The organism is Marinovum sp., assembly GCF_048263515.1.
In the GTDB taxonomy this organism is placed as follows: domain Bacteria; phylum Pseudomonadota; class Alphaproteobacteria; order Rhodobacterales; family Rhodobacteraceae; genus Marinovum.
In genome coordinates this window covers 111,097-124,348 of the sequence record NZ_JBLXEC010000007.1, presented here as the reverse complement: position 1 = coordinate 124,348, position 13,252 = coordinate 111,097, and the positions used below count along the sequence as shown (strand labels likewise).

9 protein-coding genes are annotated in these 13,252 nt (G+C 66.9%); 3 read left to right on the top strand and 6 right to left on the bottom strand.

Features of this window, described 5'->3' with window-relative positions:
• Positions 1-10: 10 nt before the first annotated feature.
• Positions 11-3,745 carry an efflux RND transporter permease subunit gene (locus ACN0SE_RS09095; protein WP_417524205.1) on the bottom strand — a complete coding sequence of 1,245 codons (3,735 nt, stop codon included), beginning with the start codon at positions 3,743-3,745 and terminating at the stop codon, positions 11-13.
• Positions 3,742-5,064 (bottom strand): efflux RND transporter periplasmic adaptor subunit, encoded by a 1,323-nt coding sequence (locus tag ACN0SE_RS09090; RefSeq protein ID WP_417524204.1) that lies wholly within the window; start codon positions 5,062-5,064, stop codon positions 3,742-3,744. Before ACN0SE_RS09090 ends, ACN0SE_RS09095 begins: the two co-directional genes overlap by 4 nt.
• Before the next feature lie 260 nt (positions 5,065-5,324).
• On the opposite strand from ACN0SE_RS09090, the gene ACN0SE_RS09085 reads away from it, so the two are divergent.
• The 3 genes from ACN0SE_RS09085 (at position 5,325) to der (ending at position 8,876) form a co-directional block, all read left to right on the top strand.
• Positions 5,325-5,981, top strand: coding sequence for a hypothetical protein (locus tag ACN0SE_RS09085; RefSeq protein ID WP_417524203.1), 657 nt, complete (start codon positions 5,325-5,327; stop codon positions 5,979-5,981).
• A gap of 111 nt (positions 5,982-6,092) precedes the next feature.
• Positions 6,093-7,376: a PQQ-binding-like beta-propeller repeat protein gene (locus tag ACN0SE_RS09080; protein ID WP_417524202.1), complete on the top strand. Its 1,284-nt coding sequence runs from the start codon at positions 6,093-6,095 to the stop codon at positions 7,374-7,376.
• Positions 7,377-7,418: 42 nt separating this feature from the next.
• Positions 7,419-8,876: a ribosome biogenesis GTPase Der gene (der, locus tag ACN0SE_RS09075; protein ID WP_417524201.1), complete on the top strand. Its 1,458-nt coding sequence runs from the start codon at positions 7,419-7,421 to the stop codon at positions 8,874-8,876.
• A 532-nt stretch (positions 8,877-9,408) separates the two neighbouring features.
• On the opposite strand, the gene ACN0SE_RS09070 is transcribed toward der, so the two are convergent.
• The 4 genes from ACN0SE_RS09070 to secF all read right to left on the bottom strand — a co-directional run bounded on the left by ACN0SE_RS09070 (position 9,409) and on the right by secF (position 13,251).
• Complete coding sequence (locus tag ACN0SE_RS09070) at positions 9,409-10,128, bottom strand: hypothetical protein (protein ID WP_417524200.1); 720 nt, start codon at positions 10,126-10,128, stop codon at positions 9,409-9,411.
• A gap of 27 nt (positions 10,129-10,155) precedes the next feature.
• Complete coding sequence (gene serS / locus ACN0SE_RS09065) at positions 10,156-11,448, bottom strand: serine--tRNA ligase (RefSeq protein WP_417524199.1); 1,293 nt, start codon at positions 11,446-11,448, stop codon at positions 10,156-10,158.
• A 73-nt stretch (positions 11,449-11,521) separates the two neighbouring features.
• Positions 11,522-12,280 carry a TSUP family transporter gene (locus ACN0SE_RS09060; protein ID WP_417524198.1) on the bottom strand — a complete coding sequence of 253 codons (759 nt, stop codon included), beginning with the start codon at positions 12,278-12,280 and terminating at the stop codon, positions 11,522-11,524.
• A gap of 2 nt (positions 12,281-12,282) precedes the next feature.
• Positions 12,283-13,251, bottom strand: a complete 969-nt coding sequence (secF, locus tag ACN0SE_RS09055) for a protein translocase subunit SecF (protein WP_417524197.1) — start codon at positions 13,249-13,251, stop codon at positions 12,283-12,285.
• Position 13,252: the final 1 nt, after the last annotated feature.

Below are 13,252 nucleotides of genomic sequence, written 5' to 3'. Positions count from 1 at the left end.
CGGGCGCCGCCTATTCGGCGGCGCGCAGCGGCAGTTCGGGTTGGTCGCTGTCCGGGGGATCGGCGGCGGTGGCGGGCTGCGGCGCCGGATCGTCGACCCAGAGGATTTCCGGGTGCTTGATGCGACGCGCCTTGCGGGTCAGCGCCCAGTCGCGGGCGGCGCGGCTCGACCGGCCCTGGCCTAGCCGCGCCAGCAGGCGTGCGAACCAGAAGACATAGGTCCAGAACCAGACCCGCATCGCCAGCATTGCCGGGGTGAAGACCAGCGTCAGCACCGTCGCGATGCCCAGACCAAAGACCACCGCCGTGGCCAGCTGTTTCCACCAGAGCGCGGTCGGGCTGTCGATCGAATAGCCGCCGGCCCAGAAATCCAGCGACAGGCCGAACATCATCGGCGCGAGGCCCGCCATGGTGGTGATCGTGGTCAGCAGAACCGGGCGGATGCGATCCTCGGCGGTGCGCACGATGGCCTCGATCCGCGGCATGTACTGGCTGTATTCCATGTAGGTGTCGATCAGCACGATGTTGTTGTTCACCACGATGCCGGCCAGCGCCACGATGCCGGTGCCGGTCATGATGATGCTGAAGGTCTGGTCCATCACCAGCATGCCGATCAGCACGCCGGTGGTCGACAGCACCACGGCCAGCAGCACCAGCACCGAGTTGTAGAAGCTGTTGAACTGCGCCAGCAGGATGATGAACATCAGCCCCAACGCGCCGGCAAAGGCCGACATCAGGAATTGCTGGGATTCCTCCTGGTCTTCCTGGTCGCCGGTCCATTCGGTGTCGATGCCGCTGCCCTGGCCCGGCGCCAGCGGGCCGGTCTCGAGCCAGCGGGTGAGATAGGCGATACGCTCGTTGGCGGTGAGCGGCACGGCGCGCGCCTTTGCCTCCCTCAGGCTGTCCAGCGACTGGCCGGCCTCGAAACTCTCGACGACGTAGTCGCTGGCGCCCAGGGTCAGCGTGTCGCTGTCGCCCTCGACGGCGGGGCGGCCATAGGCCAGGATCTGCTGGGCCTCGCCTTCGCCGGCGACAAAGGTCACAAGCCCCGGCTTCACCCCGGCCTTGATGTCGAAATAGCGCTTCTGGTCGACGCGCGAGATCTCGGCCAGCTTGGCCACCGGCTTGCGGGTGACGAAATTCGACAGCGGCACCAGCCCGTCGGCGGTGCGCACCTTGAGGGTATCCAGCGTCGAGAGCACCCGGTCCTCGTCGGGCAGGCGGACGCGGATCTCGATTTCCTCGTCGGAACTGTCGACGCGCATGGTGTCGAGCAGGATGCCGCGGGTCACCAGCTGCACCATGGCGCCGACGGTGGCGACATCGGCGCCGAAGCGGCCGGCCTTTTCGACGTCGACGTCGATCTGCCAGTCGATGCCGGGCAGGGGCAGGGTGTCCTCGATCAGGGTGAGGCCCGGGGTCGCCTCGAACTGCGCGCGGGCGGTTTCGGTGGCGGCGATCAGCGCATCCCAGTTGTCTCCCTTGAGCCGCAGGTGCACCGGCTTGGCGCTGGCGGGGCCGCGGGCCTGGGCGAGGATCTCGATGCGGACGCCGGGCATCTGCTCGAGCTGCGCCTGCAGTTCGTTGAGGATGATGTCGCCGTCCAGATCGGGGCGGTCTGAGCGGTCCTCCCACGGAATGGTCTCGAGCTGGATCTGGCCGATGGTCTCTTTCGGCGGCTCGGCGCCGCCGGTGTTGGAATTCAGCCCGCCGTCGCCGGCAAAGGCAAAGGCATTGTCGACGCCGGGATGGGACAGCACGATGTCCTCGGCCTTGCGGACGATGGCATCCTTCTCCTCGAGCGAGAGGTTGCCCCGCGCCAGCACGTAGACGATGGCCTGTTCCGGCTCGCTCTCGACGAAGAACTCGACGCCCTTGTTGTTCTCGCCGAAGTAGCCGAAGACCGAGACGACAAAGCCCAGCACCGCGGCGGCGGTGACCAGCGGCATGATCGGGTTGCCGGCGATCAGCTTGATCACCCAGCCGAACAGCGTGCGGCGGCGGCCGGCGCGGATGCGCTTGCGCCGGGGGTGGAACTCGACCGCACCAAGCGTGACCGAGGCCATGAAGGCGCCCAGCAGGAAGATCACCGCACCGGGCAGAACGGCCATGAGGCCGGTGGCGGTATTGTCAAAGAGGTAGTTCGGGTTCAGCGCCTGCATCGCGCCGACAAAGATCACCATCAGCGAGACCGGCACCAAGAGCGCCCGGATGATCCATGGAAAGTGTGCCTCGAGCCAGGCCGAGGAGCGGGCAAACAGCCGGCTCATCCGGCCGGTGACGCCGCCCATGACCGGCAGGTAAATCAGCGCCACGATCAGCGAGGCTGAGAGCACGAAGATCAGGGTGACCGGCAGCATGCCCATGAACTCGCCCGGGATGCCCGGCCAGAACAGCATCGGCAGGAAGGCACAGAGCGTCGTCGCGGTCGATGAGACGATGGGCCAGAACATCCGCTTGGCGGCCTCGACATAGGCGTGCATCGGGCCCACGCCGTCGCGGATCCGCTTGTCGGCGTATTCCACCACCACGATGGCCCCGTCGACCAGCATGCCCACGGCGAGGATCAGGCCGAACATGACAATGTTCGAAATTGTAATGCCCATCACGCCCAGAAGCACGAAACAGAGCAGGAAAGATGTGGGAATCGCAAATCCGACCAGCAGCGCCGGACGCGTTCCCAACGCCGCCAGCACGACGATCATCACCAGCGCAATGGCCGTCAGTACCGAGCCTTCGAGCTGGCTGACCATCGAGGCCACCACGCGGCTCTGGTCATTCGAGGTGCCGACCTCGACCGCAGCGCGCAGTTCCGGCGGCCAGTCGGCCTGCGCCGCCTCGACCTCGGCCTTTACCTGAGCTGCGGTGTCTATCAGGTTGAAACCCTTGCGCTTTACCACCTGCAGCGCGACGGTTTCCTCGCCATTGAACCGCGCGGTGCCGATACGGTCCTCGAAGGTCAGCTGGATCTGCGCCAGATCGCCCAGCGTCACCACCCGGTCGCCATTGGTCTTGACCGGCAGGTTGTAGACGTCCTGCGGCTCGTCAAAGGACGAGGGGATCTTGACCGCGAAGGTGCCCTGCGCCGTCTCGACCTCGCCCGCGGCAATCAGCTGGTTGTTGTTGCGCACCACGTTGATCAACTCGCCGGCGGTGACGTTGTAGGCCTCGAGCCGGAGCGGATCGATCAGCACCTCGAGCATCTCGTCGCGGTTGCCGGCGATGCCGGCCTCGAGCACCGAATCCAGCCCCTCGACCCGGTCCTGCAGGTCTTTGGCCACCCGCGCCATGGTGCGTTCGGGCACGCTGCCTGTCAGGTTGACGATGACGATCGGGAATTCCGAGAAGTTGATCTCGTTGATGGTGTATTGCTCGGCGCCCTCGGGAAAGCTCGCCTCGGCGGATTTCATCGCGTCGCGGACGTCGGCCATGACCTTGGTCTTGTCCCAGCCGAACTCGAATTCCAGCGCCACGCCGGCATAGCCCTCGGCGGCGGTGCCCGAGAGCGTCTTGAGCCCGTCGAGGTCCGACAGCTCGGTCTCCATCGGCTTGACCAGCAGCGTCTCGGCATCGGCGGCGGAAATGCCTGGGAAGGGGACCGAGACGAAAAGCGCCGGGATCTCGATGTCGGGCTCGCCCTCTTTCGGCAGGCCGACATAGGCAAATCCCCCCGCCAGAAGCGAGAGGACGATGAAAGCCATCACCATGCGGGCGCGCGAGGCGGCCCAGTCGACCATGCCGGTCATTGGCCGATCTCCGATGCTGCCTCTTCGTAGGTCGGGATCACCTTGACGCCGGTCTCGACGTATTCCTGACCGAGGGTGATGACCTCGACCTTGTCGGGCAGACCGCCCAGCCAGACACCTTCGCGGGTGTCGCGCAGCAGGGAGACCGGCAGGAACTGCGCGGTGTTCTCGGGCGTGACGCTGCGGATGCCCAGAGCGCCCTCGTCGTTAAGGGTCAGCACCGAGGCAGGCAGCAGATGCGCCGGGACGCCGGCGGTGGAGATCGCGATCTCGGCGGTCTGGCCGTCGCGGATCTTCAGTTCGGAGTTGGCGGCGGTGATCTCCACGCGGAAGGTGCGAGTGGTCGGATCGGCCGAGCGCGACAGGAAGGTGACCTCGCCGGTGACGCGGCTGCCCTCGGCCAGTTCGGCACCCGCCATGGCGCCCAACTCGACGCGGGCGACCTCGGTTTCCGGCACATAGGCCACCAGCTTGATCGGATCGAGCTGAAGGATCGTGGCGCAGAGCGCGCCGGGCTGCATCAGGGTGCCCAACTCGGCCACGTCGGTTTCCAGAAGGCCGGCAAAGGGCGCCTTGACCTGAAGCCGGTCGATCTCCTTGCGCGCCACGGCGACGGCGGCCTCGGCGCTGCGGATCTGCGCCTGAGCGCCTTTCAGACCGGATTTCGCGGTTTCGAGCCCGGCGCGGGCGGCGCTGACCGCGGCCTCGGCGCTGCGTACTGCGGCCAGAGTGGCGGCGACGCGGGTCTCGGTGGCAAAACCGTCGCGTTTGAGCGCATTGGCGGCGCGGGCGTTGATCTCGGCCTCTTCGACGCGGGCCAGCGCCTCTTGCAGGCGGGCCTCGGCCTCGGGCACGCCGGCCTCGATGCCGGGCACGCGGGCCTCGGCCTCTTCCAGCCGCGCCAGCGCCTCGTCAAGTGCGGCGCCGCGGGTGCCGGGGTCAAGCTCGCAGAGCAGTTGGCCGGCGGTGACGAACGTCCCCTTTCGCAGCGGCTCCGAGATCACCAGACCGCTGGTCTCGGCCTTGGCGCTGACCTCTCGTGCGGCCTCGGTCTGGCCGCGCAGGATGACGGCGGTGTCGACGATCTCGGCCTGCGAGGTCCGGGCCACCACGCGCACGCCCTGAGGGGCAGGCGCGGCAGGAGCTTCTTCCACCGGAGCGGGGTCTGCTTCGGTCTCGGCGCCCTCGTCCTCGGGCGTGCCCATCACCAGCGCCAGGTGATTTTCCTGAGCGAAGCGAAACAGCGCGTCGCGTTGCAGCACGGCCAGCACCAGAAATGCTGTGACAGCCAGCGCCGTCAAAATGGGGATAAGTCGCATGCCATGCCTTCTTTGACCATAAAACAACGCATAAATTGCCGTGGCGGATCGCTCCGCCACGTTATGCGGCTGATATAAGGACGATACGCTGAACAGACCAGTTCAGTTTAAACTTTTCCTTGACCGGCGGCAATAAAACCGCAGCGGCGCACGTTCGATGACCAAAGGGCGCGGGCCTTGGCACTTGCACCGACCCGGGGTAAGAGGGGCGGGATCGGCCCGTGGGCCGGGACAACGGCCCCAGAACAAGAGGCAGCGACGTGAGCCAGAACGACAGTTTCATCGAAGAAGTCAGCGAAGAGGTCCGCCGTGACCGGCTTTTCCTGCTGCTCAAGCGCTACGGCTGGATCGGCGTTCTGCTGGTGCTGCTGATCGTCGGCGGCGCGGCCTGGCGGGAATATTCCCGCGCGCAGGACCGGGCCGAGGCCGAGGCGCTTGGCGATTCGATCCTCGCGGCGCTGGAGACCGAGGCGCCGGAGGCCCGGGTCGAGGCGCTTGGCGGTGTCGAGGCCGGCTCTGCCGGTGGCCGGGCGCTCTTGGGTCTTCTGACCGCCGCCGAACAGGCCAGCGCCGATCAGCCCGAGGCCGCGGCCGAGACGCTCTCGGCCATCGCCGCCGATGGCGAGGTGCCGCAGATCTATCGCGACATCGCCGGCTTCCGCATGCTGCTGCTGCAATCCGGCACCACCGAGGCCAACGAACGCCGCACCGGTTTCGAGGCGCTGGCGCGTGCCGGCAGCCCGCTGCGGCTGCTGGCCGAAGAGCAGATTGCGCTGATCGAGGTGGAAACCGGTGACACCGAAGCCGCAATCGAAAGGTTTCAGGCGATCCTTGCCGATGCCGAGGTGACGGCAGGCTTGCGCCAGCGGGTCTCTCAGGTGATTGTCGCCTTGGGCGGAGCGCTTGACGCCGCATAAACTGTGGCAGAACGGCAGCTTGGCCGAGGGATGGACCGGCAACGGATCGGTCGACAAGGAATGACGGGGGCGGTTTTGGTGAAAACGGCAAGAAGCAGGACGGTGTTGGGCGTGACCGCGCTTTGCTTGGTGGCGGCCTGTTCGCAGAACGAGGTGATCCTGCCCGGCAAGCGGGAACCGATCCGCGCCGACGAGGCCACTCTAGCCCCCGAAGCGGCAGCGGCGGACCGCCTGACCCTGCCGGCGGCGCGGCGCAACGCGAACTGGCTTCAGGGCCATGGCACGCCCGCCACCCGCACCGATCACCCGGCGTTCGGAACCGCGATGTCGACGCTCTGGACCGCCGCGATCGGCCAGGGCGAAACCCGCAGGCTGCGCATCACCGCCGATCCGGTGGTGGCCGACGGCCGCATCTTCACCCTCGACGCCGAAGCACAGGTCACCGCCACCTCGACCGGCGGGGCAACGCTCTGGTCGCGCAACCTCGCCCCCGCACGCGATGGCGCCGGGCAGGGGTCCGGCGGCGGGCTGGCCGTGGGCGGCGGGCGGCTTTATGTCACCTCGGGCTATGGCACGGTCACCGCGCTCGATCCCGCGACCGGCGCCGAGATCTGGAGCCAGAAGCTGCAGGCCAGCGGCACCGCCGCGCCGAGCTATGACGGCGAGATCGTCTACCTGGTGGCCGGCGACCGCACCGCTTGGGCGCTTGAGGCCGACACCGGCCGCATTCGCTGGCAGATCGACGGTCTGGAAGACATCAACAACGTGCACGGCGGCCCGGCCCCGGCGGTCACCGACCAGTTCGTGATCTTCGGCTATGGCTCGGGCGAGGTGCAGGGCGCCTTCAAGAAGGGCGGTCTGCGGATGTGGAACGCCACGCTCGCGGGCAGCCGCAACGGCTTTGCCATCAACCGCGTCGACGACATCACCGGCGATCCGGTGGTGGTGGGCGACACGGTCTATGTGGCCAATCACTCCGGCCGCCTGGTGGCGCTGAATGCCGTCTCGGGCACGCGCAAGTGGACGGTGCGGGACGCGGCGCTGCAACCGGCCTGGGTGGCCGGCGGCGCGGTCTTCTTCATCTCGGACCGCAACGAGCTCAAGCGGGTCAATGCCTCGAACGGCGGCGAGGTCTGGTCGGTCGAACTGCCCGGCTATACCACCCAGCGGCCGCGCAAGCGCGAGGCGATCTATGGCAACTACGGCCCGGTCCTTGCCGGTGGCAGGCTTTACGTGGCGGGCGGCGACGGCCAGCTCAGGGCGTTTGATCCCGAGACCGGGCAGCTGTTGAAAACCGCCCCGATTCCCGGCGGCGCGACCTCGAACCCGGTGGTGGCCAATGGCGTGATGTACATCGTCACCAAAAAGGGCCAGTTGCAGGCCATCGGCGGCTGATGTATCGGGGGCGTTTGATGCTTCCGGAGCCCGAGTAGACAGATGTCCTTTTCCCTCGCCATCGTGGGCCGCCCCAATGTGGGCAAATCCACGCTGTTCAACCGCCTCGTCGGCAAACGCCTGGCCCTGGTCGACGACCAGCCCGGCGTGACACGCGACCTGCGCGAAGGCGAGGCGCGGTTGGCGGACCTGCGCTTTACCGTGATCGACACCGCCGGTCTCGAGGATGCCACCGACGACAGCCTGCAGGGTCGGATGCGGCGGCTGACCGAACGCGCGGTCGACATGGCCGACGTTTGCCTGTTCATGATCGACGCCCGCGTCGGGCTGACCCCGGTGGACGAGATGTTCGCCGAGATCCTGCGCAAGCGCGCCAAGCACATCCTGGTGGCCGCCAACAAGGGCGAAGGCTCTGCCGCCGATGCCGGCGTGATCGAGGCCTGGAACCTTGGCCTGGGCGAGCCGATCCGGCTTTCGGCGGAACACGGCGAGGGGCTCAACGATCTCTACACCGCGCTGTTGCCGATCTCGGACGAGCTGGCGCTGACGGCTGTTGACGACACGCCAGAGACCGATGTGGTGGTCGATGTCGACGCCGAGGCAGCGCCGGACCATGCGCCGACCAAGAACAAGCCGCTGCAGATCGCTGTCGTCGGCCGGCCCAACGCCGGCAAGTCGACGCTGATCAACCAGATCCTCGGCGAGGACCGTCTTCTGACCGGTCCCGAGGCCGGGATCACCCGCGATGCGATCTCGGTGCAGATCGACTGGAACGGCACGCCCTGCCGGGTCTTCGACACCGCCGGCATGCGCAAGAAGGCGCGGGTGCAGGAAAAGCTCGAGAAGCTGTCGGTATCGGATGGTTTGCGGGCGGTGAAGTTCGCCGAGGTGGTGGTTGTCCTGCTCGACGCCGCCATTCCCTTCGAGCAGCAGGACCTGCGGATTGCCGATCTCGCCGAGCGCGAGGGCCGGGCCGTGGTGGTGGCGGTCAACAAGTGGGACGTGGAGCCCGAGAAGCAGCAGAAGCTGCGCGACCTCAAGGAGGCCTTCACCCGGCTTCTTCCGCAGCTCAAGGGCGCGCCGCTGATCACCGTCTCGGCCAAGACCGGCAAGGGGCTCGACCGTCTGCACGAGGCGATCATCCGGGCGCATGACATCTGGAACCGCCGGGTGACCACAGCGCAGCTCAACCGCTGGCTCGAAGGGATGGTCTCGGCCCACCCGCCGCCGGCGCCGCAGGGCCGCCGGATCAAGCTGAAGTACATGACACAGGCCAAGACACGGCCGCCGGGGTTCGTGGTGATGTGCTCGCATCCCGACAAGATGCCCGAGAGCTATACCCGGTATCTGGTGAACGGGTTGCGCGAAGGGTTCGACATGCCCGGTACGCCGATCCGGCTGACCTTGCGCGGGCAGGGCGACAAGAACCCCTACAAGGGGCGCAAAAAGCCCGGTCCGTCGAAGCTGCGCAAGCATCTGGGGAAGAACCGGGGGGAGTGATCGGGGGGACTTGCGGGCGCTTCTTCGTCTTGGCCGGTTTGGTGCAACATCCGTACCATGCCAAAGCGCGGAATCAAGGCCGCAAGGCCGCCGCGCATCGCCATGCCGGAGGCATGCCTCCGGCATGACGCGCCCCCACGCGGCGGCGATTTGTCTGAGGCAGGCGCGTCGCTCGTAGGTCGTCCTGACACGTCAGAGATAAAGCGCTGTAGAACTACCGTCAGATCGCCACCGCGCGCGCCGGCAATGCGCGGCTCGTGCTCGTAGATACGAAGCTTGGGAACTCTGCCGGCACTTTCAATGCTAATCCAACGTCCAACCAATGCCCAAGCGCGGAATCAAGGCCGCAAGGCCGCCGCGCATCGCCATGCCGGAGGCATGCCTCCGGCATGACGCGCCCCCACGCGGCGGCGATTTGGCTGAGGTAAGCGCGTCGTTCGTAGGTCGTCCTGACACGTCAGAGATAAAGTGCTGCAAGACCACGGTTGGATCGCCACCGCGCGCGCCGTCAATGCCCGGCTAACGCTCGTAGCTACGAACCTGCCGAAACCTGCTCACGCCGCAGCCAGGCCAGGACCGCCAGCCCCAGCGCTCCGACCAGCGCCAGACCCATCACCACCACCGGTCCGTCAGGCCAGTTGCCCACCACGACACCAACCAACGCCCAGACCACCGCGATGGGATAGCCCGGCGCATCGGACCGACGCAGGATCACCATCACCGCCAGCCCCAAGGCCAGGACCAGCGCCAGCAGCGCCGCCAGCACACCGTCTGTCACGCCATATCCCGCCAGCAGCAGGGCCAGCGACACGCAGGACGCCGCCGTCAGCCAGCCGGCATAAAGCCCCAGCGGCCAATGCCCGAACCAGCCGTCCCGCTCCGGCGCGCGCAGGAGGGCCATGACGGCACCGGCCCACATCACCCAGATCAACACCGTCGACCAGACCGGGCTGATCTGCGCCACCGCCAGCCAGGACGTGCCCACCACCAGCGAGACGATCAGCGGCAGGCGCAGCGGTGCCCAGTCGGGCGCATCGGCGCGCTTGAGCAGCTGGAACCCGGCACCGACGATCAGCCAGACATAGATCACCCCCCAGATCGCAAAGGCATAGCCCGCCGGCTGGGCCGGGGGATTGTCTTGCGGAATGGGGAATTGATCGGGGTCGAACCCGTTGAACCCGGGCGCGAGGAAGGGACCCAGGGCAAAGCTCAGGGCGGCGACGAAAAGCAGGATGGCGAGAGCACGTGTCATGCCCCGCCATCTAATGCGCCGCGTGGCTCAGACCAGTGTGCCCTCGGCAGAAAGCGTGGTTTTTCCGCGCAGGTAGGGGTGCAGCGCCTCTGGCAAGCTGACCGAGCCATCGGCCTGCTGGCCGTTCTCTAGCACCGCGATCAGGGCGCGGCCGACAGCCAGACCCGAACCGTTCAGCGTATGCAGGAACTCCGGCTTGCCGCCATCGGCGGGCTTCATCCGGGCGTTCATCCGCCGGGCCTGAAAATCGCCACAGACCGAGACCGAGGAGATCTCGCGGTAGCTGTCCTGTCCCGGCAGCCAGACCTCGATGTCATGGGTGCGCCGTGCGCCAAAGCCCATGTCGCCGGTGCAGAGCACCACGGTGCGGTAGGGCAGACCCAGTCGCTCGAGAATGCCCTGGGCACACTCGGTCATGCGGTCCAGTTCCTCGCGGCTCTTCTCTGGGTGGGTGACCGAGACCATCTCGACCTTCTCGAACTGGTGCTGGCGCAGCATGCCGGCGGTATCGCGCCCGGCGCTGCCAGCCTCCGAACGGAAGCACTGCGAATGGGCAACATAGCGGCGGGGCAGGTAGCTCTCGGCCACGGTCAGCCCGTTGACGATATTGGTCAACGTCACCTCGGAGGTCGGTATCAGCCACCAGCCATTGGTGGTCTGATAGCTGTCCTCGCCGAATTTCGGCAGCTGGCCGGTGCCATACATCATCTCTTCCTTGACGAGGACCGGGGTCCAGGTCTCGGTCAGCCCGTTCTCTTCGACATGGGTGTCGACCATGAACTGCGCCAGCGCCCGGTGGATGCGCGCCACGGCGCCCGAGAGCACCACGAAGCGCGCGCCCGAGAGCTTGGCGGCGGTCTCGAAATCCATGCCGTCTTTGACGCCTGCCAGCTCGTAATGCTCCTTCGGCGTGAAGTCGAAGGCGCGCGGCGTGCCCCAGCGGCGGATCTCGACGTTGTCGTCCTCGTCGGCGCCATCGGGCACGTCGTCGAACGGCACGTTGGGGATCGCCATCAGCGCATCGGTCAGCTGCTGGTCGAGCTCCTTGGCGCGGGCCTGCATCTCGCTGACCTCGGCCTTTTTTTCGCCGACCAGCGCACGCAGCCGCTCGAACTCGGCCTCGTCACCCTTGGCCTTGGCAGCACCCACCTCCTTGGCGGCGGCCTTCTGGTCGGCCTGGGCGGTCTCGGCAGCATGGATCGCGGCGCGGCGCGCCTCGTCGATCGCAAGCAGGGACGACGACGCATTCTCCACTCCACGGCGGGCCATGGCCGCATCGAAAGCGGCGGGATTTTCGCGGATGGCGCGGATGTCGTGCATCTCTTCGTCCTCTGATTGGTGTGAGTCGCGCCCGGGTTATGCAACAAGTCGGGCCAAAGGGGTAGGGGCCGCCTCAGTCGAAGAGCGGCGCGCCAGAGACCACGGCGGCGGCAATCACCGCATAGGCGATCCAGCGATAGGCCTTCTCGTAGGTCGGATCAAACAGCCGCTGGCCGATCAGCGCGGTCACCACGTAAGGCACCCCCAGCACCACGGCCACCAGGATCATCGCCGGATTGCTCAGCCCGGCAAAGACCAGGTTGGCAAAGACCACCACGTCGAGCAGGGCGAGATAGAGGATGGTATTGGCGCGCACCACCCGCGCGGTCTTGAGCCCGACGAGGTAGAACAGGATCACCACCGGACCGGTCAGCCCGGTCATGCCGCCCATCAGCCCGGCCGCGAGACCGATGGTCACCAGACCGCCACGGCTCATGGTTCCGCGAAAGCGCCAGCCGGTGATCAGCGCCAGAAGCGTGCCGCCGGCAATCGCGGTGACCACCCAGCGCACTGTGGTGTCGGGCAGGGCCTGCATCGCCTGCACCCCCAGCGGCACGGTCAGCACCGCACAAAGCGCCATCAGGCCCACCTCGGCGCGGTCGGCATCCTTCCAGGCCCGCGGCAGCAGGGCCACGGTCGATCCGACGCCGGTGAGGGTGATCAGGAGGATGACATCGGCCGGCGGCAGGAACTGGCCCGCAACAGGCACGAAGATCAGCGCAGTGCCGAAGCCGGTGAAGCCGCGGACAATACCCGCCACCGCGATGGTAAAGGCCATCCAGCCCAGCCCCGGCACCGCAAGCACCGGGACCAGCCAGTCAGGTAGGACCATGTTCAGGCGTCCACGTTGCCGAACTGGTTGCCGGTGGTGTCGTTGGTCTTGGTCCAGTCACGCTTGACGCCCAGCATCAGCAGCACCGCCGAGGCCACGAAGATCGACGAATAGGTGCCGACCACCACGCCCCAGATCATCGCGAAGACAAAGCCCCGGATCACGTCGCCGCCCAGCACGAAGAGCGCGATCAGCGCCAGCAGCGTGGTGAGCGAGGTCATGAAGGTCCGGCTCAGGGTCTCGTTGATCGAGAGGTTCATCACCTCGCGCAGGGGACGTTTCTTGAACTTCATCAGGTTTTCGCGCACCCGGTCAAAGACCACCACGGTGTCGTTGAGCGAATAGCCGACGATGGTCAGAAGTGCCGCGATGATGGCAAGGTCGAAGCGGATCTGCAGCTCCGAGAAGACCCCGATGGTCAGGATCACGTCGTGCACCAGCGCCACCACGGCCCCCAGCGCAAACTGCCATTCGAAGCGCAGCCAGATGTAGACCAGCACCGCCGCGATGGCGAGCACCACGGCAATCGCCGCCGTCTGGATCAGCTCGCCCGAGACCTTGGGCCCGACCGATTCCACCGAGATGAAGCGGATGTCGGGCGTGACCGACTGCAGCGCCGCCTCGACCTGGGCCACCACGTCGGCCGAGACGCTCTCCTCACCCTCCTGGGCCTGGATGCGCACCATGGCGACATGCTGGTCTTCGTCGAAGGAGGGATCGAAGACCTCCGAGATCACTACGTCGCCCAGATCGAGCGCGGCCAGCGCGTCACGATAGGCGCCGACGTCGACGGCCTGGGTGCTCTCGGTGCGGATGGTGGTGCCGCCCATGAAGTCGATGCCGTAGTTCAGCCCGCGCACCCCGAAGGAGACGAAGGAGAGCAGGATCATGAACACCGAGATCCCCAGCCACAGCTTCGGCCGCGAGAAGAAATCCCAGTTGGTGTCCTGCGGAACAAGTCTCAAGCGCATG